Annotated in this window: 27 protein-coding genes; 10 read left to right on the forward strand and 17 right to left on the reverse strand. The window is 70.9% G+C overall.

What is annotated here, in order from left to right; all coding sequences use genetic code 11:
- Nucleotides 1–107 precede the first annotated feature (107 nt).
- A complete protein-coding gene (locus ADX84_RS18670; protein WP_049576638.1) occupies nt 108–719 on the reverse strand; it encodes a hypothetical protein in 612 nt (203 codons plus the stop codon).
- A 232-nt stretch (nt 720–951) separates the two neighbouring features.
- On the opposite strand from ADX84_RS18670, the gene ADX84_RS18675 reads away from it, so the two are divergent.
- From ADX84_RS18675 to ADX84_RS18685, 3 genes are all read left to right on the forward strand, one after another.
- Nucleotides 952–2,247 carry a GAF domain-containing protein gene (locus ADX84_RS18675; protein WP_049576644.1) on the forward strand — a complete coding sequence of 432 codons (1,296 nt, stop codon included), beginning with the start codon at nt 952–954 and terminating at the stop codon, nt 2,245–2,247.
- A gap of 150 nt (nt 2,248–2,397) precedes the next feature.
- Nucleotides 2,398–3,921 (forward strand): aldehyde dehydrogenase family protein, encoded by a 1,524-nt coding sequence (locus ADX84_RS18680; protein ID WP_049576649.1) that lies wholly within the window; start codon nt 2,398–2,400, stop codon nt 3,919–3,921.
- Nucleotides 3,921–4,325, forward strand: coding sequence for a DUF779 domain-containing protein (locus tag ADX84_RS18685; protein WP_082206610.1), 405 nt, complete (start codon nt 3,921–3,923; stop codon nt 4,323–4,325). Before ADX84_RS18680 ends, ADX84_RS18685 begins: the two co-directional genes overlap by 1 nt.
- Nucleotides 4,326–4,403: 78 nt before the next feature.
- Here the strand turns inward: ADX84_RS18685 and mnhG are convergent, their stop codons facing one another.
- From mnhG to ADX84_RS18715, 6 genes are read right to left on the reverse strand one after another with little or no spacing between them, the layout of a single operon-like run.
- Nucleotides 4,404–4,814 carry a monovalent cation/H(+) antiporter subunit G gene (mnhG, locus tag ADX84_RS18690; protein WP_049576654.1) on the reverse strand — a complete coding sequence of 137 codons (411 nt, stop codon included), beginning with the start codon at nt 4,812–4,814 and terminating at the stop codon, nt 4,404–4,406.
- Nucleotides 4,807–5,130, reverse strand: a complete 324-nt coding sequence (locus ADX84_RS18695) for a monovalent cation/H+ antiporter complex subunit F (protein WP_049576658.1) — start codon at nt 5,128–5,130, stop codon at nt 4,807–4,809. Before ADX84_RS18695 ends, mnhG begins: the two co-directional genes overlap by 8 nt.
- Entirely contained in the window at nt 5,127–5,738 is a 612-nt protein-coding gene (locus tag ADX84_RS18700) for a Na+/H+ antiporter subunit E (RefSeq protein WP_049576662.1), read from the reverse strand. Before ADX84_RS18700 ends, ADX84_RS18695 begins: the two co-directional genes overlap by 4 nt.
- Nucleotides 5,735–7,402, reverse strand: coding sequence for a Na+/H+ antiporter subunit D (locus tag ADX84_RS18705; protein ID WP_199776638.1), 1,668 nt, complete (start codon nt 7,400–7,402; stop codon nt 5,735–5,737). The genes ADX84_RS18700 and ADX84_RS18705 overlap by 4 nt, the downstream gene beginning before the upstream one ends.
- 2 nt (nt 7,403–7,404) lie before the next feature.
- Nucleotides 7,405–8,238 carry a Na(+)/H(+) antiporter subunit C gene (locus ADX84_RS18710; RefSeq protein ID WP_049576672.1) on the reverse strand — a complete coding sequence of 278 codons (834 nt, stop codon included), beginning with the start codon at nt 8,236–8,238 and terminating at the stop codon, nt 7,405–7,407.
- Nucleotides 8,235–11,192 (reverse strand): Na+/H+ antiporter subunit A, encoded by a 2,958-nt coding sequence (locus ADX84_RS18715; RefSeq protein WP_049576675.1) that lies wholly within the window; start codon nt 11,190–11,192, stop codon nt 8,235–8,237. The genes ADX84_RS18710 and ADX84_RS18715 overlap by 4 nt, the downstream gene beginning before the upstream one ends.
- A 246-nt stretch (nt 11,193–11,438) precedes the next feature.
- On the opposite strand from ADX84_RS18715, the gene ADX84_RS18720 reads away from it, so the two are divergent.
- The 3 genes from ADX84_RS18720 (at nt 11,439) to ADX84_RS18730 (ending at nt 13,427) form a co-directional block, all read left to right on the forward strand.
- Nucleotides 11,439–11,933: a MarR family winged helix-turn-helix transcriptional regulator gene (locus tag ADX84_RS18720; protein ID WP_017542828.1), complete on the forward strand. Its 495-nt coding sequence runs from the start codon at nt 11,439–11,441 to the stop codon at nt 11,931–11,933.
- A gap of 226 nt (nt 11,934–12,159) precedes the next feature.
- Nucleotides 12,160–12,816 carry a ClpP family protease gene (locus ADX84_RS18725; protein WP_049576678.1) on the forward strand — a complete coding sequence of 219 codons (657 nt, stop codon included), beginning with the start codon at nt 12,160–12,162 and terminating at the stop codon, nt 12,814–12,816.
- Nucleotides 12,813–13,427 carry an ATP-dependent Clp protease proteolytic subunit gene (locus ADX84_RS18730; RefSeq protein ID WP_049576681.1) on the forward strand — a complete coding sequence of 205 codons (615 nt, stop codon included), beginning with the start codon at nt 12,813–12,815 and terminating at the stop codon, nt 13,425–13,427. Before ADX84_RS18725 ends, ADX84_RS18730 begins: the two co-directional genes overlap by 4 nt.
- Nucleotides 13,428–13,539: 112 nt before the next feature.
- Here ADX84_RS18730 and ADX84_RS18735 read toward each other — a convergent pair whose 3' ends face one another.
- Complete coding sequence (locus ADX84_RS18735) at nt 13,540–14,007, reverse strand: helix-turn-helix domain-containing protein (RefSeq protein ID WP_049576682.1); 468 nt, start codon at nt 14,005–14,007, stop codon at nt 13,540–13,542.
- A gap of 451 nt (nt 14,008–14,458) precedes the next feature.
- Between ADX84_RS18735 and ADX84_RS18740 the strand changes: the two genes are divergently transcribed.
- A complete protein-coding gene (locus tag ADX84_RS18740; RefSeq protein ID WP_017542832.1) occupies nt 14,459–14,719 on the forward strand; it encodes a GlsB/YeaQ/YmgE family stress response membrane protein in 261 nt (86 codons plus the stop codon).
- Between the two features lie 35 nt (nt 14,720–14,754).
- Here the strand turns inward: ADX84_RS18740 and ADX84_RS18745 are convergent, their stop codons facing one another.
- A complete protein-coding gene (locus ADX84_RS18745) occupies nt 14,755–15,690 on the reverse strand; it encodes a Gfo/Idh/MocA family protein (RefSeq protein ID WP_049576689.1) in 936 nt (311 codons plus the stop codon).
- Nucleotides 15,691–16,097: 407 nt separating this feature from the next.
- On the opposite strand from ADX84_RS18745, the gene ADX84_RS18750 reads away from it, so the two are divergent.
- Nucleotides 16,098–16,973 (forward strand): tol-pal system YbgF family protein, encoded by an 876-nt coding sequence (locus tag ADX84_RS18750; RefSeq protein WP_049576691.1) that lies wholly within the window; start codon nt 16,098–16,100, stop codon nt 16,971–16,973.
- An 81-nt stretch (nt 16,974–17,054) separates the two neighbouring features.
- Here the strand turns inward: ADX84_RS18750 and galK are convergent, their stop codons facing one another.
- From galK to ADX84_RS18775, 5 genes are read right to left on the reverse strand one after another with little or no spacing between them, the layout of a single operon-like run.
- Nucleotides 17,055–18,197 (reverse strand): galactokinase, encoded by a 1,143-nt coding sequence (gene galK, locus ADX84_RS18755; RefSeq protein WP_049576692.1) that lies wholly within the window; start codon nt 18,195–18,197, stop codon nt 17,055–17,057.
- Nucleotides 18,194–19,156, reverse strand: coding sequence for a UDP-glucose 4-epimerase GalE (gene galE / locus ADX84_RS18760; RefSeq protein ID WP_049576694.1), 963 nt, complete (start codon nt 19,154–19,156; stop codon nt 18,194–18,196). The genes galK and galE overlap by 4 nt, the downstream gene beginning before the upstream one ends.
- Before the next feature lie 3 nt (nt 19,157–19,159).
- Nucleotides 19,160–20,185 (reverse strand): galactose-1-phosphate uridylyltransferase, encoded by a 1,026-nt coding sequence (gene galT, locus ADX84_RS18765; protein WP_049576696.1) that lies wholly within the window; start codon nt 20,183–20,185, stop codon nt 19,160–19,162.
- A complete protein-coding gene (locus ADX84_RS18770) occupies nt 20,182–20,970 on the reverse strand; it encodes a DeoR/GlpR family DNA-binding transcription regulator (protein ID WP_049576699.1) in 789 nt (262 codons plus the stop codon). Before ADX84_RS18770 ends, galT begins: the two co-directional genes overlap by 4 nt.
- A gap of 35 nt (nt 20,971–21,005) precedes the next feature.
- A complete protein-coding gene (locus ADX84_RS18775; protein WP_082206611.1) occupies nt 21,006–22,007 on the reverse strand; it encodes an EamA family transporter in 1,002 nt (333 codons plus the stop codon).
- Between the two features lie 170 nt (nt 22,008–22,177).
- Here ADX84_RS18775 and ADX84_RS18780 point away from each other — a divergent pair, with 170 nt between their 5' ends.
- Nucleotides 22,178–22,684, forward strand: a complete 507-nt coding sequence (locus ADX84_RS18780; protein WP_049576702.1) for a MarR family winged helix-turn-helix transcriptional regulator — start codon at nt 22,178–22,180, stop codon at nt 22,682–22,684.
- A 66-nt stretch (nt 22,685–22,750) separates the two neighbouring features.
- On the opposite strand, the gene ADX84_RS18785 is transcribed toward ADX84_RS18780, so the two are convergent.
- The 3 genes from ADX84_RS18785 to ADX84_RS18795 all read right to left on the reverse strand — a co-directional run bounded on the left by ADX84_RS18785 (nt 22,751) and on the right by ADX84_RS18795 (nt 25,254).
- A complete protein-coding gene (locus tag ADX84_RS18785) occupies nt 22,751–22,945 on the reverse strand; it encodes a CsbD family protein (RefSeq protein WP_049576705.1) in 195 nt (64 codons plus the stop codon).
- 107 nt (nt 22,946–23,052) lie between these two features.
- The gene (gene thiD / locus ADX84_RS18790) at nt 23,053–23,856 is read right to left on the reverse strand and encodes a bifunctional hydroxymethylpyrimidine kinase/phosphomethylpyrimidine kinase (protein ID WP_049576712.1); all 804 of its coding nucleotides are present in this window, start codon (nt 23,854–23,856) and stop codon (nt 23,053–23,055) included.
- Nucleotides 23,857–24,000: 144 nt separating this feature from the next.
- Nucleotides 24,001–25,254 (reverse strand): NAD(P)/FAD-dependent oxidoreductase, encoded by a 1,254-nt coding sequence (locus tag ADX84_RS18795; RefSeq protein WP_156208130.1) that lies wholly within the window; start codon nt 25,252–25,254, stop codon nt 24,001–24,003.
- Between the two features lie 201 nt (nt 25,255–25,455).
- Here ADX84_RS18795 and ADX84_RS18800 point away from each other — a divergent pair, with 201 nt between their 5' ends.
- Nucleotides 25,456–26,064 (forward strand): TetR/AcrR family transcriptional regulator, encoded by a 609-nt coding sequence (locus ADX84_RS18800; RefSeq protein WP_049576717.1) that lies wholly within the window; start codon nt 25,456–25,458, stop codon nt 26,062–26,064.

The raw sequence follows: 26,064 nt of genomic DNA on the forward strand, positions 1-26,064 counted from the left end.
GGCTGGAGCCCTGGCGGGGTGGGGTTCCGTTGGGGCTCACCTGGCTGCGGACCCGGGGTCGGGCCGCCGGTCTCGGGGGTCGGCATGGGGGCCTCGTGCTTTCGCGGTCAGATCTGGTGAGGGGACTGCTGGGCCGCCTGGGAGGAGGGCCTCGTGCGAGCTGATCTCCGGCGCAGTGCCGTGACCACACCGACCAAGATCGCCGCGAGGAGCACGGACGGGGCCACGAAGAAGACGATCACGCCGGTGACGACGAGCTGGGCCTTCACGGCGTGGAGGGTACCGGCGGACGCCAGGGCGAAGTCGTTGGTCGAATCGGCGCACGTGATCCTGTAGAGGCCGGGCTCCGAGGTGTCCAGGTTCCCCAGGGTGTCCCACTCGCCGTAGCCATCCGCGTTCAGGTACCAGGTTCGCGGGATCGACAGGTCTCCTGACGGCGGGTAGTACATGCAGGTTCCCTTGTCTTCACCGGAGGTGAAGAGCGCCCACGCGTCGGCCTCGCCCTCGGCCACCTCGAGCTCGATCATGTCGTCCGACGTGAACTCCTCGGTGATGGCCGGGGAGAGCTTGATCGGGTTGCTGTTCAGCAGGAGGGACAAGCCGAAGAGCAGGACTGCGGCGAGGGCCAGGGCGCCGGACCACCGGTAGCCGCGTTCGTGGGAGGGCCGCCGAGCGGACGGAACGGGGTACGGGCTCGGATGCTGAGGGGGATGGTTCACGCACGCAGTGTCCCAGAACCCTGTGACAGAGGAGAAAACGAGGGATCCGCGGGCCTTGCGACCTCGTCCGGCCCGAGCTGGGGACGCGTTCGGGTACACACGCGACGTGCCCGGGGCAGCTCACCCGTGGCCTCGGCCGAGACCCTTGTCAGGACCCCTCCGCGCGGGTTGACTCGGGGGCCCGGGACGGAGACCGCCGGGGGCCGCACCGCCGCGACGAAGGGACACGCCGATGTCCGCAGCATGGAACGCGTGGACTTGGGAGACCGATCCCGACACCCTGCGCCGGGACGTGGCCGTCGCGCACGAACGCTTCACCGGCTCCGGACGGCTCAGCGGCCGGGTCCGCCCGGTGGTGGGGGAGTCCTGGCGGCGCAGCGCCCTGCACGGGGTGGACCCCGACCGCACGCTGCCCCGCCTCGAACTCACCGGACCCACCCTGCACGCCCACCGCAGCGCCCACCCGGTCTCCGCTGCCATGCCCCTGCTGCGCCGTCTCCTCCTCGACACCGCGCCCGGACCGCAGATCGTGGCGGTCGGCGACGTCTCCGGCCGTCTGCTGTGGGTGGAGGGCGACCACCGCCTGCGCAGCAGCGCCGAGGCCATGCACTTCGTCGAGGGCGCCAACTGGCACGAGAGTTCGGTCGGGACCAACGCGCCCGGGGTGGCCCTCACCCTCGACCACGAGGTGCAGGTTTTCGCCAGCGAGCACTTCAGCCGGGGCGTCCAGCGCTGGAGCTGTTCGGCGGCGCCGCTGCACGATCCCGACACCGGTGCGCTCATCGGTGTCCTTGACCTCACCGGAGCGGACCACCTCGCCTCACCGCAGGCCCTGGCCCTGGTCAGGGTAGCCGCCACCGCCGCCGAAATGGAGATCCGGGCGCAGCGGACCAGCGGGATGCTCCCGGCGCCCCGCACGGAGGGGGACGCCGTCTCCCGGTCCGGTTCCGCTCCGGGCCCGGCCCGCCTGCGCGTCCTCGGCCGCGACCACGGACTGTTCGAGGCCGACGGGGAGACCGTCGAGCTCAGCACCCGCCACTCCGAGATCCTCCTGCTGCTCGCCCGCCACCCGTGCGGCCTGACCGGCCACGCCCTCGGCGCGCTGCTGCACGAGCGGGACGCCGCCCCGGTCACGGTCCGCGCGGAGATGTCCCGGCTGCGCCGCCTGCTGGGCTCGGGGTGGCTCGCCTCCCGCCCCTACCGGCTGTGCAGACCGCTCACCACCGACCTCGACGAGGTACGCCGCCACCTGACCGAGGGCGCCTACCGCCAGGCCGTCAACGTCTACGAGGGGCCCGTGCTGCCGCGCTCCGAGGCGCCGGGGGTGGCCGAGGCCCGCGAGGAACTCCAGGCCGAGGTGTGCGAGGTGCTCGCCACCGGCGCCGACCCCCAAACGCTCCTGACCTGGTCCGAACGGCCTGAGTGGCGCGAGGACCCCCGGGTCCTGACCGCCGCCCTGCGCGCCCTGGACACGGACTCACCCCGGCACGCCGCCCTGCGCGGGCGACTGCGCAGGCTCGGAGCCTGACCCCGGCTCGACTGCGACACGACCCCGCAGCGCCTGCGCCGCGCGCAACGTGGTCGCAACCTCCGTGCAACTAGCGTCACACCTCCCTGTTCCAGGAGCCGGGCAGGCGCCTCGGCGCCCCCGTGCAGCGACACAAGGAGGCACCCCACCATGGCGATCTACGCTCCTCCAGGTGAGTCCGGCAGCGTCGTCGAGTACGCGCCGCGCTACGAGAACTGGATCGGCGGCGAGTGGGTCAGACCGGTCAGGGGACGTTACTTCGAGAACCCCACCCCGGTCACCGGCCGGACCTTCACCGAGGTCGCCCGCAGCGGGGCCGAGGACGTTGAACTCGCCCTCGACGCCGCGCACGGCGCCGCGCCCGCCTGGGGCCGCACCCCGGCGGGCGAAAGGGCGCTCGTCCTCAACCGGATCGCGGACCGGATGGAGGAGCACCTGGAGCGGCTCGCGGTGGCCGAGAGCTTCGAGAACGGCAAACCGGTCCGCGAGTGCCTGGCCGCCGACATCCCGCTGGCCATCGACCACTTCCGGTACTTCGCCGGGGCCATCCGCGCCCAGGAGGGGCACAGCTCCGAGATCGACGCCGACACCGTCGCCTACCACTTCCAGGAGCCGCTGGGGGTGGTCGCCCAGATCATCCCCTGGAACTTCCCGATCCTCATGGCGGTCTGGAAGCTGGCCCCGGCCCTGGCGGCGGGCAACGCCGTGGTCCTCAAGCCCGCCGAGCAGACCCCGGCGTCCATCCTGGTGCTCGTCGACCTGATCGCCGACCTCCTCCCGCCCGGTGTGGTCAACATCGTGAACGGCTTCGGGGTCGAGGCGGGCAAGCCGCTGGCCTCCAACCCGCGCGTGCGCAAGGTCGCCTTCACCGGTGAGACCACCACCGGACGCCTGATCATGCAGTACGCCTCCGAGAACCTCATCCCGGTCACCCTGGAACTGGGCGGCAAGAGCCCGAACATCTTCTTCGCCGACGTGGCCGCCGAACGCGACGCCTTCTACGACAAGTCGCTGGAGGGGTTCACCATGTTCGCCCTCAACCAGGGAGAGGTGTGCACCTGTCCGTCCCGCGCCCTGGTCCAGGGCTCGATCTACGACGGCTTCATGGCCGACGCCCTGGAGCGGGTCGGCCGGATCAGGCAGGGAAACCCGCTGGACACCGAGACCATGCTGGGCGCCCAGGCCAGCAACGACCAGCTGGAGAAGATCCTGTCCTACGTCGACATCGGCCGCCAGGAGGGCGCACGGGTGCTCGCCGGAGGCGGTCGGGCCGAGATGGAGGGCGACCTCGCGGGCGGCTACTACGTCAGCCCCACCGTGTTCGAGGGCCAGAACAGCATGCGGATCTTCCAGGAGGAAATCTTCGGCCCCGTGGTCTCCGTGGCGCGATTCGACGACTACGCCGACGCCGTCAGGACCGCCAACGACACCCTGTACGGGCTCGGCGCGGGCGTGTGGTCCCGCAACGGCAACACCGCCTACCGGGCCGGTCGCGACATCCAGGCCGGGCGCGTGTGGGTGAACAACTACCACGCCTACCCCGCGCACGCCGCGTTCGGCGGGTACAAGCAGTCCGGGATCGGCCGCGAGAACCACAAGATGATGCTCGACCACTACCAGCAGACCAAGAACCTGCTGGTCAGCTACTCGGAGCAGGCTCAGGGGTTGTTCTGATGGACACCTCCGACGCGACGGCGGAGGGCGACGCGGCAGTGGAGCGGGTCGCGCTCACCGAGACGGCGGCGGCCCTGCTCCGGGAGCTCACCGCCGACCACGGACCGCTCATGTTCCACCAGTCCGGCGGCTGCTGCGACGGCAGCTCCCCGATGTGCTATCCGGTCGGGGAGTTCCGGACCGGCGCCTCCGACGTGCGCCTGGGCGACCTCGACGCCGGACTCCCCGACCCGGTGCCGGTGTGGATGTCGCGCTCCCAGTTCGAGCTGTGGAGGCACACGCACCTGACCATCGACGTCGTCCCCGGCAGGGGCTCCGGGTTCTCCGTGGAGGCCCCGACCGGCAACCGGTTCCTGATCAGATCACGCCTGATGACCGACGAGGAGGCGGAACAGCTGGAGTGAGGAGGCCGCGCCCCATGGGAAGGGCCGGGGCCGGAGGAACACTGTTCCTCCGGCCCCGGCCGCGTAGGCGCCTCCTCGCTACGAGGCTCCTCCGCCGCTCCTGCGCGACTCCTCGGCCCGCCGCTTGGCGTCCAGGCGGTCGGCGAGTTCGTCGGTGACCACGAGGTCCTGGCGGATACGCCCGGTCCGGTAACCCACCCGGGCCGCGATGTGACCGGCGACCGGGACGGTGACCACCTGGAAGAGGCCCACCAGGACCAGCGTGCCGATGCTGAAGATGCCGGTCTCCTCCTGCGGGAGCAGGCGCAGGGCGATGCCCACCAGGACCAGCAACAGGCCCAGGACCTGCGGCTTGGCCGCCGCGTGCATACGGGAGAGCAGGTCCGGGAAACGGATCAGGCCGACCCCGGCGACGAGGGAGAGCATGGCCCCGGCCAGGATGCACAGGATCGCGATCCAGTCGAGGACGTTGACGAGCTGCTCATTCACGACTTTCCCTCTCCTCCGTGGTCGCCGGGTGGATGGTGTCCTCCGGGCGGACGTGCTCCTCGGGACGCCGCGCGACGAACTTGGAGATGCTGATCGACCCGACGAAACCCAGCAGCGACAGCACCAGCAGGGTCGGCAGGATCGTGGGGTCCCGGAAGAAGGCCGCGTAGGCGCCGAGCCCGGTCAGCGACGAGGCCAGCAGGACGTCGACGGACAGCGCCCGGTCCAGGATGCTCGGCCCCAGGAGGAGCCGGGCGGTGCCCAGCAGCGCGGCCACGCCGAGCAGGACGGCGATGATGACCCACAGCGTGTTCACGGGCTCTCCTTCCCGGCGGCCTTGGCGGCCTCCAGGTCGGCGATGTTCTCGCGGGTGCCGAGTGCTCGCACGATCCGCTCCTCCAGGTTGAGGATGTCCACCTTGGCCTCCTCGGCCTCGGCCTCGCTCTCCGCGCCCAGGACGTGTACGTAGAGGATGTGCTCGGGCTGGGCCACCTCGACGATGACGCTGCCCGGAATCACTGAGACGGTGATCGAGGTGCACACGAGCATCAGGTCCGAGTCGGTGCGCAGCCGCACCGCCACCACCGAGCTCTTCACCGGCGGTCCCGGGCGGAACACCTGGACCGTCACCTGGAAGCTGGCGACGGCCATCTTCCACAGGACGTAGAAGAACATCCGCACGCCCTGCACCGGCCAGAACCGGAATCCCGGAACGATCGGCGGAAGCGGGAAGACCATCATGATCACCACGGAAACCGTGAAGCCGAGGAGCGCGACGCCCAACGACTCCGTGCGCAGCTGGAAGCCGTTGAAGAGCAGCATCCACACCACGGTCATCCCGAGGGCGACCGGGATCTGCACCTTGCCCAGGCGGTGGCGGACCGCCCGCACCCCCAGGTTCTTCCTGGTCTTCAGGTCGTTCACTGTGAACCTCCGACTCCGAGGACCGCCTCGATGTAGGGCGTCTGGGCGATCAGCTCGACCGCCGCGTTCGAGGAGTAGGCGATGAGCGGACCGGCGAACACGGTCATGGCCAGCCCGAACGCGACCAGCGCGATCGTGGCCCCCACCATGCTCTTCGGCAGGACCACCGAGGTCACCACGGGGGTGGCCGCGGTCGTGGTGTTACCGAGGCGGGAGGACGGGCCGACCGCCTCGCCGGACGGGCCGAGCGCCGCCGTCGAACTGTCGTCGACCTCGGTGTCGTCCAGCACGGTGCCGGGCTCGGCCACCATGCCCTCGGACGGGGTCCGCCAGAACGCGTAGTTCCAGACCCGGGCGATGACGTAGAGGGTGAGCAGGCTCGTCAGGACCGAGGCGCCGACCAGCGTGTAGGCGAGCGGGGTGCCCGCGTCCACACCGGCCTGCATCAGGCCGATCTTGCCGAGGAAACCGGACAGCGGCGGGATGCCGCCCAGGTTCATCGCGGGGATGAAGAACAGGATGGCGAGCATCGGCGCGATCTTGGCCAGACCACCCAGATGGTCCAGGGAGGTGGACCCGCCCCTGCGTTCGATCAACCCCGTGACCAGGAACAGCGTGGTCTGCACGGTGATGTGGTGCGCGATGTAGAAGACCGCGCCCGCCATGCCCAGCTCGCTGCCCAGCGCCACACCGAACACCATGTAACCGATGTGGCTGATCAGGGTGAACGACAGTAGTCGCTTGATGTCCGTCTGCGCCACGGCGCCCAGGATGCCCATGATCATCGTGGCCAGGGCCACCCACATGAGTAGGTCGTTGAGCTGTGTGCCGGGGAAGAGGAGGGTCTGCGCCCGGATGATCGCGTACACGCCGACCTTGGTCAGCAGGCCCGCGAACACCGCGGTGACCGGGGCCGGTGCGGTCGGGTAGGAGTCCGGGAGCCAGGCGGCCAGCGGGAAGACCGCCGCCTTGATGCCGAACGCCAGCAGCAGGATCACCTGGAGGACCAGCGCCAGCTCCGAGGAGATCTCGGGGAGGCGCTCGCCCAGCTGGGCCATGTTCACCGTGCCGGTCGCGCCGAAGATCAGCGCGATGGCGATGAGGAACAGCACCGAGGAGACCAGCGAGACCACCACGTAGATGGCGCCCGCCCGCATCCTCGACTGTGTGCCGCCGAGCGTCAGCAGCACGTAGCTGGCGGTCAGCAGGATCTCGAAGCCCACGTACAGGTTGAAGAGGTCACCGGCGAGGAAGGCGTTGGAGACACCCGCCACCAGGATCAGGTAGGTCGGCTGGTACACCGACAGGGGTGCCACCTCGGCCTTGCCCGCCATCCCCTGGCCGATGGAGTACACCAGCACGGCCAGCGTGATCGCCGCCGACACCGTCACCATCAGCGCGGACAGCCGGTCGGCGACCAGCGTGATGCCGATCGGGGTGTCCCAGCCGCCCACCTGGACGGCCTGCGGGCCGAACATGTCGGCGCCCACCATCAGCGCGGCACCGATCAACAGCACCAGCGCCAGACTGATGACGCTCAGCCACTGCTGGACCCTGGGCCAGCGGATGCCGAGGGCCAGCTTGACCCCGGCCGCGAAGAGCGGCAGCACCACCGGCAGGGGAATGAGGTAGTGGAGGATGCCTGAGAAGTAGTCCCATCCCATGGTCAGTCGTTCCCTTGCAGCTCGCTGTCCTCTGCACGAGCCAGGCGTTCCCGCTCTGCCCGCATGGTCTGGCTCGCCTGGCGCCGCTGCGAACGGATGCGGCGGCGCAGTTCACGCCACAGCTCGCGTTCGGCGGCGCGGTCGGCGCGCCGGTGCTCACGCAGTCGCTTGCGTCCCAGCCGGATGCGGCCGCGCAGCTCCGTCACCTGGTTGACCATGCTCTGCTGGCGGTCGGTCAGGCGGCGCACGGTCTCCTCGGAGCGCTCGTCGCCATGGCCGTCCTCGGCCTCGACCTCGAACCTGGCCAGCTCGGCCTGGGCCGCCGCGATCTCCGCCTTGATGCGGGCCTGCTCGGCCAGCTCCTGGGCGTCGGCCGCGGCGATGGTCGCCTGGAGTTCGGCGCGCTGGCGGCGGATGTCCGCCCGCAGCCGTCGGCGTTCCTGGATGAAGCGCTGCCGCACGGCGCGGCGGCCCTCACCCTGCACGATCCGAAGGTCCTCGGCGTCGTCCTGGACCTCGTCGTTGCCCTCGAGCTGCCAGCTCCGGTAGGCCAGGGCCAGCAGGAACGCGGTGATGCCGAGGGTGATGACGATCGCCGTCAGGATCATCGCCTGCGGTAGCGGGTCGGTCATCTCGTCGTTGGTCGGCGTGAACCACAGGACCGGCGGGCCGCCGGCCTGCCCGGCCATGGCCAGGATCATCAGGTTGACGCCGTTGCTCATCACGATGAAGCCCAGCAGCACGCGGGTCAGGCTGCGCTCCAGCAGGAGCACGACACCCACCGCGACCAGGACACCGATGACGAGGACGAGGGTCAGGCTTGGTGACTCGTTCACGAGGTGACCTCCTCGGCGCGGGCGGCGGTTCCGGGCGCGGAGCCCTCCTCCGCGTGCGCGGCGTCCCGTTCGATCTGTTCGTCGATGCGGGCGCCGAGGCTGCGCAGGATGTCCAGGATCAGTCCGATCACCAGCAGGTACACGCCGATGTCGAAGAACAGCGAGACCGTGATGTGCGGACTGCCGAGGAGCCCGAGGTTGATGTACCAGTCGCCTCCGGCGAGCACGTCGCCGCCGAAGATCGCACCGGCCAGGCCGGTACCGGTGGCCAGGGCCAGACCGGCGCCGATGAGGGCGCCCGGCTGCACCCACGCCGTGGCGTACAGCTCGAACCTGCCGCCCGCGAGGTAGCGGACGATGAACGCCAGGCCCGCAACGATGCCGCCGGCGAAACCGCCGCCGACGTCGGTGTGGCCGGTGAGCAGCAGGTACACCGAGATGACCATGATCACCGGGAAGAGGAAGCGCGAGACCACCTCGAAGATGAGCGACCGGCGTTCGGTCGGCAGGCTCTCGGCACCCGGCAGCCACGTGCGGTTCCACTGCGGCTTGACGTGCATGTTCTGCGGGGCGACCGCGAGGTTGCCCAGGTCCAGCTTGCCGTGCCCGTTGGTGGGCTCCGGGGCGCTGGTGACGGACAGGGCCATCACACCGCCCGGGGCCTTGCGGGGCTGGGCCCGGCGGCGGACGAACATCAGGCTGGCGACACCGGCGGCCGCGGCGGCGAGCACCGAGATCTCACCCATGGTGTCCCAGGCACGGACGTCGACCAGCAGCACGGAGATGATGTTGTAGCCCCCCGCCTCCTCGGCGGCGGCCGGGTAACCCTCCGAGATGGAGGGCTCCTGACGGCCGGCGAGGGCGAACCACGTCATGGTGGCCACCATCAGACCCGTGGCCACACCGATCGTCATGTTCCAGATCCGGCGGCCCTTGAGGGCCGGTGCCGAGAAGTGGGACGGGAAGCGGCGCAGCACCAGGACGAAGACCACCAGGCTGACGGTCTCGACGAGGAACTGGGTGAGCGCGATGTCCGGGGCGCCCTGCAGGTAGAACAGGGCGGCCACGCCGTACCCGCCGATACCGACGAGGATCACCGCGAACAGGCGGCGCCGCACGAACAGGATCAGCAGGCAGGTGATCACGACGATCAGGGCCGGGATGACCTGGACCGGGGTGTCCCAGAGGCGGAGCTCGGGCTTGGGTCCGGACCAGATCTGGCCGGTGATCATCGGGATGCCGGCGGCCACCACCAGGACGATCAGGATCGTGCCGAGGTAGACCGGCAGCGAACCGCGCTGCGTGCTACCGGTGACCTGGAGGGCCAGGTTCTCCAGTCCGGCGAGCATCCGCCGGTAGTTGCGCTCCGGATTGACGAAGGCCAGGCGGGTGCCCAGCCACACCACCCGGTTGCGGAAGTAGAAGAGCACCAGACCGCCGAGCACGCAGACCGCGGACAGAAGGAGCGGCAGCTCCCAGCCGTGCCACAGGGCGAGGTAGCTCTGGTACGTCTCGTGTTCCCCCATCGGGACGGTGTCGGCGTAGACCGCGAAGAGGGGGTCGGCCCAGTAGGAGAGGAGACCGCCGAACAGGCTCAGCGCAGCCAGGATCACGGCCGGGGCGAGGAAGAGCGCACCGGGGGCGTGGACCGGGGTGGGCTGGACGCCCTCCTTGTCGAAGAAGGCGCCCCACATGAAGCGGAGGCTGTAGGCGACCGTGAAGGTCGAGCCCAGGACCAGACCGGCCAGGACCACGGTGTCGAGCGTTCCGCCGTGGGTGTAGGCGCCGAAGGCCAGTTCCTTGGCGGCGAAGCCCGCGGTGGGAGGCAGACCCGCCATGGAGGCCATGGCCACGATCGAGACCCAGTAGGTGGTGGGCATGGACCGGCGCAGGCCGGACAGCTCACGCAGGTCCCGTGTCCCTGTGCTGTGGTCGACGATGCCGACCACGAGGAACAGCGGGGCCTTGAACAGTGAGTGCGCGACCAGCATGGCCAGACCCGCGAGGGCGGCGGCGCGGGTCCCCGTGCCCAGCAGGGCGATGAGGAACCCGAGCTGGCTGATGGTGCCGTAGGCCAGGACCAGCTTGAGGTCGTACTGGCGCAGGGCCTTCCACCCCGCGAGGACCATGGTGACCACACCGAAGAACAGGGCCATGCCCTGCCAGACGGGCACGTCCCCGAACGCGGGGGTGAGACGCGCGACCAGGTAGACGCCGGCCTTGACCATCGCCGCGGCGTGCAGGTAGCCGGACACCGGGGTGGGTGCCTGCATGGCGGCGGGCAGCCACAGGCTGAACGGGAACAGCGCCGACTTGGACATGGCGCCGATCATGATCAGCACCAGGGCCCAGGTGACCACGGGGCCCGTGGCGGGCGGATCGGCGACGATCTCGGAGATCACGTAGGTCCCGGCGGTCTCGCCGAGCATGATCATGCCGACGAGCATGGCCAGACCGCCGAAGGTGGTGACGGTCAGCGCCGTCATCGCCGCTCGGCGGCTCTCCTTCATCTCGGCGTTGTGGCCGACGAGGAGGTAGGAGAAGACCGTGGTCAGCTCCCAGTAGATGAAGAGCTGGATGAGGTCGTCGGCCAGCACGAGGCCGAGCATGGCCCCGGCGAAGGCGACGAACACACCGGCGAAGCGCCCGATGCCGGGCTCGGAGTCGTTGAAGTAACGCGCGCAGTAGATCAGGATCAGCGTGCCCACGCCGGCGGCGATGAGCGTCATGACCAGGCCGAGGGCGTCCATGTAGAGGCCGAGCCGGAGCGAGAACTGGGGTGCCCACGCGACGGACTCGGAGAGGCTCTCGCCATTGAGGATGGCGGGGAGCTGGAAGAAGGCCCACACGGTGGCCAGACCCGGAACGATCGCGAGCGCGTAGAAGCCGTTACGGCCCCAGAGGCGCACCAGTAACGGTGCGACCGCAGCTGTGATGAAATGCGCGACCAGCACTGTTGTCAATGCGCCCCTCCCGGACCGGTCCGGGCCCACCCGGGTGTTCGGGCGGACGTCCACGCCCCCGCAGCAAACAACTCCGCCACAACCGGATCGGTGGACGGGGTGTCGTTACCGTTTTGAGGGGGCATGGATTAACTTGAACTTGCGTGCGCAAGCTATTTAATAGCTAGACTACACAAACGTCAAACCTCCGCGCGGGTCGAGGACCCGCGTCACTGCCCAGCCTGCGAGGACCGTTTCGTGCCCGACGAGACCCCCGAGCCCTGTTCTGATCAGCAGGAATCACCCGAGCCCAACGCTGCCGAACTCGAGGAGTTCCAGCGTGTGTGGACCGAACTGATCAACGCCGCGCTCCATGCCCGATCGCGGGGCGGGCACGGGCATCGCGGTGCCGAAGAACTCACCCTGACACAGTCGTTGCTGATGGAAGCGGTACGCGGCATGGACCAACCCAGTGTCGGTGCGGTTGCTCACATCGTCGGCGTGTCGTCCCCTTCGGCCACCCGGATGATCCAGCAACTGGAGCGCAAGGGGATGATGGCCCGGCGCCGCTCCGAGCGTGACGAACGCAGCACCGTGGTCGCCATCACGGACGAGGGCGAGCGGGTCCTGGCCGAGCGGCGCAAGTACATGGAGCGCAAACAGCGCCAGGTCTTCGACGCGATAAGGCCGTCCCTGCGGCCGGTGGTCCTCGACGTCCTGCGTGACCTGCGCGAAGCCATAGACGACACCTGACTGTCGCCCGCTCCTCGCCCGGCCCGAGCCCGGCCCGAGCCCGCTCCTCGCCCGCCTCTCGCCCGGCCCGAGCCCGCTCCGGACTGGACTCGAGGCCCGGTCTGCCCGTGGCAGATCTGCCCCGGGCCGAAAAGGTGGAGGTCACAGCTCTCCCCGGCCCAATCTGGGACCACCGGCCGGAACGGACACGCGGTCCGTTCCACGGACGCCGGACCGAGGAGAGCTCATGCCGATCCACCAACAGCTCGTCGCGGAGCACCCGCCGAGCGGAACCTTCGACGACCAACTGGCCGCCCGCCTCCTGCGGAGCCGCGTGGTGCTCCTGGGAACCCAGGTCGACGAGGAGAGCGCAAACCGAGTCTGCGCCCAGCTCCTCCTGCTCGCCGACGAGGACCCGCACCGGGACATCACCCTGGCGATCAACAGCCCCGGGGGAGTGGTCTCCGCCGGGCTCGCCATCTACGACACGATGAACTTCGTCCCCAACGACGTGTCCACCCTGGTCATGGGGTTCGCCGCGAGCATGGGCCAGTTCCTGGCCTGCACCGGCGCGCCCGGAAAGCGGTACAGCCTGCCGCACGCCCGGATCATGATGCACCAGCCGTCCGGGGGCCTGGGCGGTACGGCGGCCGACATCGCCATCCAGGCCGAGAACCTCGCGCACACCAAGCGGACCATGATCGAGCTGATCGCCCGGCACAGCGGCCAGAGCGAGGAGACCATCGCCCGGGACCAGCACCGGGACGCCTGGTTCACCGCCGAGGAGGCGCGGGACTACGGGTTCATCGACCACGTGGTGGCGTCGGTCGACCAGATGGAGGGCGCGATGCGCCTGGGCCGGGGATCGACCGGCTTCGGCGCGCGGACGGGGGGCACCAGATGAGCGGGCGCTACACGGTGCCGATGGTCGTCGAGCGGACCCCGAGTGGCGAGCGCTCGTTCGACGTGTTCAGCAGGCTGCTGTCCGAACGCATCATCTTCCTGGGCACGCCGGTCGACGACGACGTGGCCAACGTGGTCATGGCGCAGATGCTCCACCTGGACTACGAGAGCCCTGACCTGGACATCCAGCTGTACATCAACTCGCCGGGCGGCTCCAACACCGCGCTCACGGCCATCTACGACACGATGAGCTTCGTCCGGGCGGACGTGGCCACGGTGTGCATGGGCCAAGCAGCCTCCGCTGCGGCGGTGCTGCTCGCCGCCGGCGCCCCCGGCAAACGGGCGGCGCTGGAGCACTCCCGGGTGCTGCTGCACCAGCCGTCCACGGAGGGGCGGGGTGAGGCAGCTGACCTGGAGATCCAGGCCGCGGAGATCCTGCGGGTCCGATCCCAGGTGGAGGAGATCCTGTCGCGGCACACCGGGCAGACCCAGGAGCGGCTGCGGGCCGACACCGACAGGGACAAGATCTTCACGGCCCAGCAGGCGCGGGAGTACGGGCTGGTGGACGGGGTCATCACCACTCGGGAGCTGAGGCCCTCGGTCGCCGCCTGAGGTCGGGGGTGCGGCCCCGGGCCTGAGGGCCCGGGGCCGCTGGCAGCGCGCGGCTTGGGATGGGCCGGACGCGATGCCGTCCATGAGCGGGGGATGAGAGAGGTTCGGTGGGTCAGGCCGCCAGGGACACCACGCCGTCGCGGCGGCCCGGCGCGACGGGTGACGTGAACACGCCACCGAGACCGCTCCGGACGAGTCTGCCGGAGACCTCCGTGACGGACACGCGGTTGACGACCTGGTTGGGCACGGGGGCCGGACGGCGGGTGGCCGCACCGTACCGGGTGAGGAGGGTACGCCGGTGGAGTTCGCCGAACACGTCGACGATGCTCAGGCCCAGGGAACGGTAGATCGCGGCGAGGACCTCCGAGGAGGCCTCCTTGCGTCCGCGTTCGACCTCCGACAGGTAGGGGAGGGAGACCTGGGCGTCCTCTGCCACCTCGCGCAGGGTGCGGCCCTGTTCCACACGGGTGCGGCGGAGCAGGTCACCGATGAGGTCGCGCATCAGGGGCTCATCGGGGCGCGCCCGGGAGCGATCCCCCTCGCGGGCCTCGTCCAGCGTGCGCAGGACGCCTTCGGACATCGGTGCCTCCCGTGTTGCCGTGTCCTGACCCTTCGAGCCTACGCCGCGGGAGCGCGGTAGTGGGAGGGGTTCCGGTGGCCTTATGCGGACGGCAGAACCCGGACGAACGCCTACGGAGCGGGCGGAGCGGTGCGCCTCCGTGTTGGCACGGAGGCCCGGTGCACGGAGACCCGGAGCACACGGAGACCCGGTGACCGTGGGCCCCACAGACAGCCCGTCCGCGGCCCCGTACTCCCTCGCCCGGCTGTGGGCGGCCACAGCCGGATCGGTCCTGCCCTCGGCCCGGGCGCCGTGCGGAGCGGGACTCGGAACCTGGTCGTCCCCGGCGATCGTTGCGCCCTGCTGCACCACGTCTCGAAGTGCACAAACGGGGGCAAAACCTTTGCCTTGTCCGGTGTCCACGGCCTTCGGAGCGGGAACGTGGAGGACGCGTCTACCTTGGGGAGGGCTCGTGGAGATCACTGGAATCATCACCGCGATCATTGTTGGTCTGATCATCGGTGCGCTCGGACGTCTCATCGTTCCCGGCAAGCAGCACCTGCCCATCTGGCTGACCCTGCTCCTGGGCATCGTCGCAGCCTTCATCGGTGGCTGGATCGCGAGCCTCTTCACGGGGTTCTGGCTGTTCGTGCTGATCGTCCAGGTCCTGGTCGCCGCGGCGATCGTGTACCTCGCGGACGGCATGTACTCCAAGAACACCAGAACGGCCTGATCCGCCGCCAAGCGACGCGACCCGAGGCCGCCGCCTCAGCCCGAGGCCACCGGACGCGATCCGGTGGCCTCGACCACGCGCACCGTCCGCCCCGAGCCAGCTGAGGTCTGCGCCGCCTCGAGGACGGCCACGACCTCCCGGCCGAACCGCACGTCACACGGGTCCCCGGCGCCTCCCCGGATCTGTGCCAAGAGGCGGTCGACGGCCGACCCGAATGCCTCCGAGGCGCTCCGGTCACCGCCCGGAACCGAGCGCCACCCGTGTTCGCCGTAGAGGTCCACGGAGAAGGCCCCCGCCTCCGGGGCGGCGTCCAGCGTCACCGACAGCGAACCCACCGCCCCACTCGCGTGCCGGGTGAGCACGTGCATGCTGTCCCGTGGGCCCGGTACCGCGGTGACCTCCTCGACCGGGCCCAGAACGGGCAGCACCACCGAGAGCACGTGCGGGCCCACGTCCCACAGCCCGCCCCTCTCCCGGCGCCAGGGCGAGGCCCCGTAGGGGTTGCCCGGCTGGAAGATCGACGCGAACAGGGTCGCCCGCACACCGTCCCAGCCGCCGTCGTCCGCCGCCTGGCGCAGGAAGTCGTTCACCGATTCGGAGAAACGGCTGGTGAAGAAGACCACCGAGGCCAGACCGCGCGCCTCGGTCTCGGCGACGACCGCGTCCGCCGCCTCCACGGAGAGGGCGAGCGGTTTGTCCAGCAGCAGGTGCTTCCCCGCCCTGGCCGCGCGCAGGGCCAGGTCGCCCTGGACGTCCGGGGGGAGGGCGATCGCGACGGCGTCGACGTCGGCGAGCAACGCGTCCACGTCCTCGTAGGCCCGCGTGCCGAGCCCGTCGGCCAGCTCCGCCGCCTTGGCGGGGTCGCGCCCCCACACTCCGACCAGAGTGGTCTGCGGATGCGCGGCCAGCGCCGCGCCATGGGTCTGCCTCGCCCAGAAGCCAGTGCCCAACAGTCCGAACCGCACTCCCATGGACCCTCCCGGTGTCTGTGGTCTCGCACCCGCCCCCGCAACCCTGGCTCACGGGAAGGTTCCCAGCAAGACCCCGCCCCACATTGGCCGCCGTTGCGCCGTGGAGGCTGTGTGGGGGCTCTCCGAAGTGGCCAGGTCCGGACGCACGGACCTGGGGCGCCTTCCGGAGTGGCCAGGTCCGGACGCGCGGACCTGGGGCGCCTTCCGGAGTCCTCACTGGTCAAGCGGGCTCTCTCCCGAAACAGTCCGCTTCGCGGAGCCCTGGCCGCCCCGTGAAACTCCTGGTGGAATCCTCCGGTCTCGACCATCATGGGCAACTGTGAGCACGGGGACCGGTCCGGCCAGCGGGAACGTCGGCGGCCTGGAGACCGCCCGGTGCGCGTGATCGCCACGAAGGGGGCCAACCCGTGGACACCGACCAGATGAAGGACACTCCCCGGTACACCGTCCGATCCGACTTCGAGGGGCCGGAAGAGGCCCACGACTGGATGCGCGTCCACATGGACTCCCTGCGGGCCTGCGCACACTGGGCCGAGCAGGAGTCCGGGACGGTCGGCGACCGGTCCCCCGAACTCCTCGCGGCGGGGCTGCGTGCGGCCCGCGCGCTCGGTGACAGGGGTCTGGAGGCCTGGGTCCGCCACCTCCGGGGCCTGGCCCTGCTCGACTCCGGGGACCTGGAGGGCGCCGACCAGGAGTTCGTCGCCTCCCTCATGCTGGCCGAGGTCCATGGCGACGACCGGGCCCGCGCAGCGTCCCTGGAGGCCCGCGGTGTCGTCGCCCAGCGGGACCGGCGCGACCAGGAGGCGCTGGACCTGTTCGACCTGGTCGAACCGCTCCGGGACCCGAAGGGCCGTCCTCGGGGGACGGCCGTGTTGGACCTCCTGCGCGGACGGTCCCTGGTGACCCTGGGCCGCTTCGACCACGCCCTGGAACGGCTGGACGCGGCCCGGGAGGTGTTCGCCCCGTCCGGCGGAGGGGCGGTGGACGAGGTCAACCTGGCCAGGGTCCGGCTGGAGCGGGGCCGGGCGCTCAACGGCAAGCGCCGTGGTGAGGAGGCCCGCGACGAACTGGAGCTGTCCCTGGCCGGGTTCGAGGCCCGGGGCCACACCGTGCAGATGGCCCGGGTCCGCGAGGCGCTCGCCGGGGTGACGCAGCTGGCCGGAGAGAAGAACTGGATGGACCACCTGCTGGAGGCGGAACGGCTCTACCGCGAGATCGGCAGCGAGGCCGAGGCTGAGCGCATCCGCTCGTTCCTGCCCCGGGACCGTTCCCCCGGAGGGTGACGCGGCGAGTGCTGACGGTCTGCGGCAGGCCGAGGACGTCCTCCCCACGGCCGGGTGTGACGCCCCGGCGCCCCGGGCCGCTCAGCTCAGGCGGCGGGCTCCCGCCGAGGGTAGGGCGCTGAAGACCACCGGTTCGGCGAATCCGCGCTCCGCGAAGGCAGCCCGGACCGCCTTGTCGCAGTCCTGCGCGCCCTCGGCCTCCACCAGGGCGATGACGCAGCCGCCGAAGCCGCCGCCGGTGATCCGCGCTCCCAGCGCCCCCGAGGACAGGGCCGCCGCCACCGCCGTGTCCACCTCGGGAACGCTCACCTCGAAGTCGTCCCGCAGGGAGGCGTGCGAGGCGGTGAACAGCGGACCCGCCTCGCGGGGACGACCAGCCCTGAAGAGCGCCACCGTCTCCAGGACCCGGGCGTTCTCGGTGACCACGTGCCGCACCCGGCGGCGGACCATCGGATCAGGGAGCGCGGCCAGCGCCCCTGGGAGGTCCTCGACACAGACGTCCCGCAGCGCCCCGACCCCCAGGGCGCGGGCGGCCTCCTCACAGGAGCGGCGCCGCTCGGCGTAGGCACCCTCGACCAGCCGACGCGGGGCCCGGGTGTCCACCACCAGCAGCGACAACCCGTGCGCTGCCGGGTCGAACGGGACCTGCTCGGTCTCCAGCGAACGGCAGTCCAGGAACAGCGCCCGACCCTGGTCGGCCAGCATGACCGCGGACTGGTCCATGATCCCGCAGGGCATCCCCACGAAGTCGTTCTCCGACCGCTGGGCCAGCCGTGCGACCTCGGCCGGGGCCGGGCCCGACCCGTACAGGCCGGTGGCGGCCAGGATCGTCGCGCAGCAGACCGCCGCGGACGTGGACAGTCCGGTCCCGGTGGGGATGGCGCTCTCCACCAACAGGTCCAAGCCGCCGATTCGGTACCCCTCGTCGGCCAGGACCCACAGCGCGCCCGCCTGGTAGGCGGCCCAGCCGGGCACCGTGCCGGGGGAGAGGTCGGCCAGCCGCGCCTCGAAGGTGTCGGGGAACTCCCGTGACCGCAGCCGCACCCGGTCGTCCGGGCGGCGCGCGGCGGCCACGGTCAGCGCGTGGGGCAGGGCGATGGGGAGTGCGAAGCCGTCGTTGTAGTCGGTGTGCTCGCCGATGAGGTTGATCCGCCCCGGCGCGGTCCACACCCCCTCCGGTTCCGCACCGAAGGCTCTTCGGAACTCCGTCGCGACACCGTTCACCGGGAGACCTCCCCGGCGCGGGCGAACGCCCACGCGTCCGCCACGATCTCGTCCAGGCCGCGTGAGGGCTCCCAGCCCAGCTCCTGACGGGCCCGTTCGACTCCGGCCACCAGTACGGCCGGGTCACCGGCCCTCCTGGGCCCCTCCACCACCGGAACCGGGTGTCCCGTGACCCGCCGTACGGCGGCCAGGACCTCGCGCACCGAGGAGCCGCCGCCTCCGCCCAGGTTGAACACCCGGTGGGTTCCGGGCACCACGTGCTCCAGCGCTCTCAGGTGGGCGTCGGCGAGGTCGGCCACGTGCAGGTAGTCACGGACGGCGGTGCCGTCCGAGGTGGGGTAGTCGGTACCGAACACCGTGGCGTGCGGGACCTCCCCGGAGGCCACCCGGAGCAGGTTCGGGATGAGATGGGTCTCGGGGTCGTGGCGTTCGCCGAAGCCCAGGTGGGCCCCGGCCACGTTGAAGTAGCGCAGGCTCACCGCCCCCAGCCCGTGTGCCCGCGCCCACCCGGCCAGCATGTGGTCGACGGCGAGCTTGCTCGCCCCGTAGGGGTTGGTGGGCATCGCTGGGTCGGTCTCCCGCAGCGGCGCGTCCGAGGGCGGGTCGCCGTAGGTGGCGGCGGTGGAGGAGAACACCAGACGGCGCACACCGTGGGTCCGCGCGGCCTCCAGCAGGGCCAGGGTGCCGCCCACGTTGGTGTCCCAGTACGGTCCCGGATCCTCGACGGACTCGCCGACCAGGGACCTCGCGGCCAGGTGCACCACGCCGTCGAAGGTCGGGTCGAGCACGTCGGCGGCGGCCCGCAGGTCCGCCTCGACCAGGGTCGCGCCCGGGTGGACCGCGTCCCGGTGTCCGGCGTGCAGCGCGTCGAGCACGGTGACCTCGTGCCCGGCGTCGGTCAGGAGCGCCGTGACGACGCTGCCGACGTAACCGGCACCGCCGGTGACGAGGAGTTTCACGGTTCAGACCTCTCGGAGTCGTCGGGCTGTGGTCTCGGGGGCCACGTCGTTGCTGAACACGCCCGCGCCGGACTCGGTCCCGGCCAGGTACTTGAGTCTGCCCGGGGCGCGGCGCACGGAGAACAGTTCGAGGCGCAGGCGGGCCAGCCCGCGCGCCTGCGGGTCGTGGGCGGGGGCCTGGTGCCAGGCCGAGATGTAGGGCAGCGGGGTGTCGTACAGCCGGTCCGCCCGGGCGAGGAGGTCGGCGTAGAGCTCGGCGAGGGCGGTGCGCTCGCCGGAGTTCAGGGCGGGCAGGTCGGGCACGGCGCGGTGCGGGTAGACGTGGACCTCAACGGGCCAGCGCGCCGCCTCGGGGACGAAGGCCGTCCAGTGCTCGTTGCGCAGCACCACACGGGGTCCGGCGCTCTCGGCGGCCAGGATGTCGGCGAACAGGTCGCCCCCGGTCTCCGCGCGGTGCCGCCGCGCGGAGTCGAGGTCGCGCTCGGCCCGGGGGGTGACGAAGGGGAGCGCGTAGATCTGCCCGTGCGGGTGGTGCAGGGTCACGCCGATCTCCGGTCCCCGGTTCTCGAAGACGTACACGTGCGCGACCTCGGGCCGGGCGGACAGTTCCTCGGTGCGGTCCGCCCAGGCGTCGACGATCGTGCGGACGCGACGGGGGCCGAGGGCGGCGAGCGAGGTGTCGTGGTCGGAGGAGAAGCAGACCACCTCGCAGCGCCCCTCGGAGCCGCTGAGGGCGGGGAAGCGGTTCTCGAAGACCGCGACGTCGTAGGAGGCCGCGGGCACCTCGGTCAGGCGGTCGCCGTGGGAGGGGCACAACGGGCACTCGTCGCTGGGTGGCAGGTGGGTGCGGTTCTGGCGGTGCGCGGCGATGACCACCCACTCGCGTCGGAGCGGGTCCCAGCGCAGTTCGGAGCCGGAGGCGGTGGGCGGCAGGTCGCGGCGGTCCGGGACCTCCTCGCGGACGCCGCCCTCCTCGTCGTAGTAGATGATCTCGCGGCCGTCGGCCAGCCGTGTGGCGGTCTTCCTCATCCGTGCTCCCGGGGGACGTCGGTGACCACGAGGCGGCCCACGCGGTCCTGGAGGGTCTCACGTGCGGTGGGGGTGATCCGGGTGTCGGTGACGAGCACGTCGCAGCGGTCCAGAGGGGCGATGGTGCTGATCCCGACGGTGCCCCACTTGGTGTGGTCGGCGGCGACCACGAGGGTCGCGGCCGCCTCCACCAGGGCCCGGTTGGTCTCGGACTCCATCAGGTTGGGTGTGGTGAACCCGGCCCGTTCGTGGATGCCGTGGACGCCCAGGACCAGGGTGTCCAGGTTGACCCCGCGTACGGAGGCCAGGGCCATGGGGCCCACGAGGGCGTCCGAGGGGGTGCGGAAGCCGCCGGTGAGCGCCACGGTCTGGTCGGTGCGCTCGGAGCGGTACAGGACCTCGGCCACGTGGATCGAGTTGGTGATGACGGTCAGCCCGGGGGTCTCCCGCAGGTACTCGGCGACCAGAGCGGTGGTGGTCCCAGCGGACAGTCCCACGGCGCTGTGTGGTTCGACCAGACCGGCGACGGCCCTGGCGATCGCGTGTTTCTCCTCGGACTGGAGCGTGGACTTCGCCTCGAACCCGGGCTCCGTGGTGCGGGCGCCCTCGGGCGCGACGGCGCCCCCGTGGACCTTGACCAGTGATCCCCGGTGTTCCAGGGCGTCGAGGTCGCGCCGGATGGTCATGTCTGACACGGCGAGGGCGTCGACCAGATCGGTGACGCGGACGCCGCCGTCCCGTCGGACCTGTTCGAGGATCAGCTCCCGCCGTTGCGCGGCCAGCATCCGGCCCTCCGATGGTCGGAAATGTGTGTTCTTGTTTATTTAAGGTGCCTTGTGGGTCTCTCTACTGTCAATGGGGTGACCTGTCTGAAGGAATCTGTTGGTTTCCGTCCGGGTTCGTTCACCTGGTCGGCTCTGGCCAACTGGGGTTGGCCCTCGTTCCCCTTCCGGGCGGGCCGGTGTGAGGTGAGCTGGACCAGCAGCACCGCGCCGATCGCGGCGAGGGCACCCGCCCCCTGCACGGGGGTGAGGGTCTCGTCGAGTACGAGGAACCCCAGGAGGGTGGCGGTGAGCGGACTGGCGAAGGACAGGAAGGACACCGCCAGCGCGGGCAGCCGCTCCAGGCCCCGGAACCAGACCACGTAGGAGAGCAGGGCGCCGACCAGTCCCAGGTAGGTGTATCCGGCCAGGTTGGCGGCGTTGAGGCTTGGGGGCAGGCCCTCCAGGAGCAGGGTGGGGGGAAGCAGGACCAGCCCGCCCGCGGTGAGCTGCCAGCCGGTGGCGCCCAGCAGGCTCACCCCCTCAGGACGCCCCCAGCGCTTGGTGAGCACGAGGCCGGTGCCCATGGACACGGCGGCGGCCAGACCCGCCAGGACCCCCACGGGGGCCAGGCCGGTCTCTGGGCCCGCCACGAGCAGTCCCACGCCGAAGGCCCCGAGCAGGCAGGCGAGCAGGTGCGTCAGCCTGAGCCGGTCGCCCAGCAACAGGGCGGCCAGGAGCATGACGATCACCGGCTGGACCGCCATCACCAGGGCGGCGACCCCTCCGGGCAGCAGGTAGGCGGCCACGTACAGCAGGTAGAGGAAGGCGCCGATGTTGAGTGTGCCCAGGAGCAGCGAACGCCACCACCACACCCCCGAGGGCAGTGTCCGGGCGAACAGCACCAGCAGCAGCCCGGCTGGCAGGGCACGAAGGAGCGCGGCCAGCAGCGGGCGGTCCGGTGGGAGGAACTCGGTGGTGACCAGGTAGGTGCTGCCCCAGACCACGGGTGCCAGGGCGGTGACCAACGAGTCGCCGAGAATCCGTCCGCGCGCGCTCACGGTGCCTGCGGGGTGGGTTCAAGGAGCGGTGCCAGCGAAAGGCCCCGGGCGTGGATGGTCTCGGTGACGGGGGGTGTCATCAGCCAACCCTTCGATGTCTAACTGTTCGATGCTGAAAGATTACGCGAAGGGTTCGGGGCTGGTCAAGGACGCGGCGCTATGATCGCCGGATGAACGACGCCGTCGACCTCTTCCTCGCCCAGTGGGCCCGCGAACGGCCCGACCTCGACGCCTCCCCGATGGGGGTGATCGGTCGGATGAACCGCTTGCAGCAGCTGCTGGGGCGCAGGGTCGCCGACCTCCTGGCCGAGTACGACCTGGAGCGCTGGGAGTTCGACGTGCTGGCCACGCTGCGGCGGTCCGGGGAGCCCTACCAGCTGACCGCCAGGGATCTGGTCCGGATGATGATGGTGGGTTCGGCGGCCATGACGCACCGGGTCGACCGCCTCGTGCGCAAGGAGCTGGTCCACCGTCAGGTCGACCCGGCGAGCAGGCGTCGTGTCCTGGTCACCCTCACCGACAAGGGTCTGGCACTGGTGGACGGAGCGGTCGCCGGGCACGTGGACAACGAGGCCCGTCTGCTCGACGGCCTGAGCAGGGAGGAGCAGGACCAGCTCGCCGCCCTGATGCGTACCCTGCTGCTCTCCCTGGGCGACACGGCACCCGAGTCGCCCTGACCCCGCCGCACGACGAGGGGGAGGTCCCGTGTGGGACCTCCCCCTGGAGTCTGGTGTTCGGAGCGACTATTCGCGGTCGGGCTTGTCGTCCGGGGTCAGGGCGTCCTTGACCTTCTCGCCAGCCTGCTTGAGCTTGGACTTGGTCTGCTCGGCCTTGCCCTCGGCCTGCCACTGCTCGTTGCCGGTGGCCTTGCCGAGGCCCTCCTTGGCCTTGCCCTTGAACTCGTCGAACTTGTTCTCAGCCTTGTCGCCCTCGGACATGTGAGCCTCCTTCGATCGGATCCACCCACAGCCATGTCCGATTCACGGGAAAACATTCATGATCGAGGGGACGGATGTGGCTGGAGTGACCGACGACACCCCGGACCTCAGGCCTGGGCGGGCGCGATCGGCACGACGGAGGCGAAGGGCGCGTGGGTGGCCAGGCGCTCGGCGATACCCTCGCGGACCATGGCCTTCGCGGTGCGCACGGCGTCGCCCACCTCGGAGCCCTTGGCCAGCTCGGCGGTGATCGCCGCGGCGAAGGTGCAGCCCGCTCCGCTCACGCGCTCCTCGCCGATCTTCGGCGCGCTCAGGACGGTGACCTCCTCGCCGTCGAAGTAGACGTCGACGGCGTCGGGGCCGGGCAGTTCGGTGCCGCCCTTGACGACCACGTGCCGGGGGCCGAGCTCGCGGATGCGGCGGGCCGCCTCAACGAGGTCCTCGACGGTCTCGATCGACTCCATCCCGGCGAGGGTGCGGGCCTCGAAGTGGTTCGGGGTGATGACGGTGGCCAGCGGCAGGATCTGCGCGGTCAGGGCCTTGTCCGTGTCCAGGGCGGCGCCGGGCTCCTGGCCCTTGCAGATCAGGACCGGGTCGAGGACCACGTGCCGCCACGGCTGGCGCTGGAGGGCCTCGGAGACCACGTCGATGGTGTCCGGGGTGCCGAGCATGCCGATCTTGACGACGTCGAGGTCGTGGCAGGTGGTGGCCGCCTCGATCTGGTCGGCGATGACACCGGGGTCGACGGGCACGAACCGGTGGCCCCAGTTCTCCTTGGGGTCGAAGGAGACGATGCAGGTGATCGTCCCCATGCCGTAGACGCCCAGTTCCTGAAAGGCCTTCAGGTCAGCCTGGATGCCGGCGCCGCCGGTGGCCTCCGACCCTGCGATCACGTACGCGCGGTTGGTCATCGCCAACCTCCCTCTAACTTGCTGTGCAGATGCGCGGTGTCGGGGCCCTCGCGGGACACGAACCCACTGGTTATTGCATCACAACTGTTCATTTCCGGCATAACGTTCAGGGTGTGGTTCTCGGGACACCCGGACCCGCCCGCCTCACCGGTCGGCTAGCAGGGCGTCCGTGGTGTCGTAGCCGCTGACATAGGCGCCTTCCACCGTGTTCTCCCCGGTGGTCGGCTCACCAGCGAAGTACAGCACCCCCTCCAACGGCCGCGCGAGCGTGTCCGGAGCGTCGTGCGCGCCCGGAGGGACGAAGAGGTAGGCGCCCCGGCTGAACTCGTCGGCCGCCCAGTCGTGCGTGGTCCGGGCGACGGGCGCGGGCGGGTCCTCTCCGAGAGCCTCCGCCAGTGCGGCCAGCCCGGCGGCGAACCGCTGATCGGCTGGCAGGTCCAGGAGCTCCCGGGCCCGCTCTCCCGCGGCCCAGGCCACCACCACCTCCGGTGTCGCGCGGGACAGACACCAGAACACGAACCCGGTGTCCTCGTCCCAACCCAGGGCGTCTTCGTCGGCGGGGAAGACCGCGCGGTCGAACTCGTACACGAGCTTGAGGGCGTCGGTGCGGTCCAGGGCGTCGACGGCGTCCCGGTGGCCGGAGGGCAGGGCTGGTTCGAAGGCCACGTCGCCGGCCTTGAGGACCCCGATCGGGAGCGTCACCACGCACCGGTCGGCTCGCACCTCCTGGGCGCCCTCGGGCGAGGACACGTCCAGTCGCACGCCGCGCCCGGACCAGCGCACGCGGCGCACCGTGTGTTCCCTGCGCACGTCCAGGCCGCGGGAGAGCGGTGGCAGGAGGCCGTCGTAACCGCCCACCACCCGGAAGTTCTCCCGGGGCACGGACCACCAGTCGAAGAGGCCGTACTCGCGCATCCACACGGCGCTCCACCGCTCCAGGGACTCGTTGTCGATGGACACCGGCGGCCACCGGTCCTCGGGCACGCCCATGCGGCGCAGGTAGGCGGCGGCGTCCTCGTCTTCATGCGGTGCCTCGGGGGTCGGAACGGGCGCGGAGATCCCCTCCCCGGCGCGCACCGGCACGGTCTCCACCCCGGCCTCCGCCACCAGTTCCCAGGTGTAGGCCTCCCGGCCGTGGATCAGTCCGGCGCCCAGCTCGACGGGGACCGAGCTGAAGCCGTGGTCGGTGTACAGCTGGCCGCCGATCCGGTCGCGGGCCTCCAGGACGACCACGGAGAGGCCGTGGTCGGCGAGGTTGCGCGCGGCCGAGAGCCCGGTGACCCCGGCCCCGATCACCGCCACGTCCCAGCGCTCCCGCGCCGCGTGGGCCGATGCGCCCAGCAGCGCGGCTCCGCCCAGGAGCACGCCCCCGCCGACCAGCAGGGAGCGTCGGCTCACCGCTGGTCGCGGGGTGTCCTGACTACCCCGCCCGTCCGCTCCCACGCCGCCTCCAGTTTGGCCAGGCCCCCGGTCGAGGGGACGCCGTCCCCGCATTATCGGTGCGGACCGGACGCGGCGGTCACACGAGCCCGCGGAACCCGAGGAGGGCGGAGAAGGGCAGCGGTTGCGAGAATAAAAATATGTCCCTAATATTTTTATATGCCACGCACCGCTGACCACGACGAGAGACGGCGCCAGGTCGCCGAGGCCCTGTTGCGCACCATCGCCCGCAAGGGCCTGGCCGCGACCACCTTCGCGGACGTCGCCGACGAGCTCGGCGGGTCTGTGGGGCTGGTCCAGCGCTACTTCCGCAGCAAGTCCGACCTCCTGCGCTTCGGGGTCGAGCACCTCTACCAACGAGGTGAGGAGAGGATCGAGGCGGTGGAGCGGGTCGCACCCGTCCGCGACCTCATGTTCCGGATCGCGCACACCCTCCTGCCCATGGACGAGGAGCGGCGCATGGAACTCACCGTCTGGCTGGAGTTCCTGCCCACGGCCGTCCGCGACCCCGAGATGGCCGAACTGCACCGGACCACCACCCGCCAGCTGGTCGACGGGCTGGCGGAGGGGCTGGGCGCCGCGCAGCGCGCGGGCGAACTCTCCGCCGACCTCGACCCCAGAGCCGAGGCCGCAGCCCTGGTGGCCCTCGCCGACGGGCTCACCCTGCACCAGCTGGCCACCCCGGACCTGTTCGACGACGCCACCGCCGAGCGCCTGCTCCGGCAGCACTTCGCCCGCCTCTTCGCGGCGGGGACGGAGGACGCCTGA

Source organism: Nocardiopsis sp. SBT366, from assembly GCF_001083815.1.
Taxonomy (GTDB): domain Bacteria; phylum Actinomycetota; class Actinomycetes; order Streptosporangiales; family Streptosporangiaceae; genus Nocardiopsis; species Nocardiopsis prasina.

Coding starts and splice junctions, on each gene's coding strand:
- ADX84_RS18785 (WP_049576705.1), bottom strand. CDS start 22,945: ATGTCCGAGGGCGACAAGGCTGAGAACAAGTTCGACGAGTTCAAGGGC.
- ADX84_RS18800 (WP_049576717.1), top strand. CDS start 25,456: ATGCCACGCACCGCTGACCACGACGAGAGACGGCGCCAGGTCGCCGAG.
- ADX84_RS18770 (WP_049576699.1), bottom strand. CDS start 20,970: ATGCTGGCCGCGCAACGGCGGGAGCTGATCCTCGAACAGGTCCGACGG.
- ADX84_RS18705 (WP_199776638.1), bottom strand. CDS start 7,402: ATGGGATGGGACTACTTCTCAGGCATCCTCCACTACCTCATTCCCCTG.
- thiD (WP_049576712.1), bottom strand. CDS start 23,856: ATGACCAACCGCGCGTACGTGATCGCAGGGTCGGAGGCCACCGGCGGC.
- ADX84_RS18685 (WP_082206610.1), top strand. CDS start 3,921: ATGGACACCTCCGACGCGACGGCGGAGGGCGACGCGGCAGTGGAGCGG.
- ADX84_RS18680 (WP_049576649.1), top strand. CDS start 2,398: ATGGCGATCTACGCTCCTCCAGGTGAGTCCGGCAGCGTCGTCGAGTAC.
- ADX84_RS18745 (WP_049576689.1), bottom strand. CDS start 15,690: ATGGGAGTGCGGTTCGGACTGTTGGGCACTGGCTTCTGGGCGAGGCAG.
- ADX84_RS18730 (WP_049576681.1), top strand. CDS start 12,813: ATGAGCGGGCGCTACACGGTGCCGATGGTCGTCGAGCGGACCCCGAGT.
- ADX84_RS18725 (WP_049576678.1), top strand. CDS start 12,160: ATGCCGATCCACCAACAGCTCGTCGCGGAGCACCCGCCGAGCGGAACC.
- ADX84_RS18780 (WP_049576702.1), top strand. CDS start 22,178: ATGAACGACGCCGTCGACCTCTTCCTCGCCCAGTGGGCCCGCGAACGG.
- ADX84_RS18675 (WP_049576644.1), top strand. CDS start 952: ATGTCCGCAGCATGGAACGCGTGGACTTGGGAGACCGATCCCGACACC.
- galT (WP_049576696.1), bottom strand. CDS start 20,185: ATGAGGAAGACCGCCACACGGCTGGCCGACGGCCGCGAGATCATCTAC.
- ADX84_RS18735 (WP_049576682.1), bottom strand. CDS start 14,007: ATGTCCGAAGGCGTCCTGCGCACGCTGGACGAGGCCCGCGAGGGGGAT.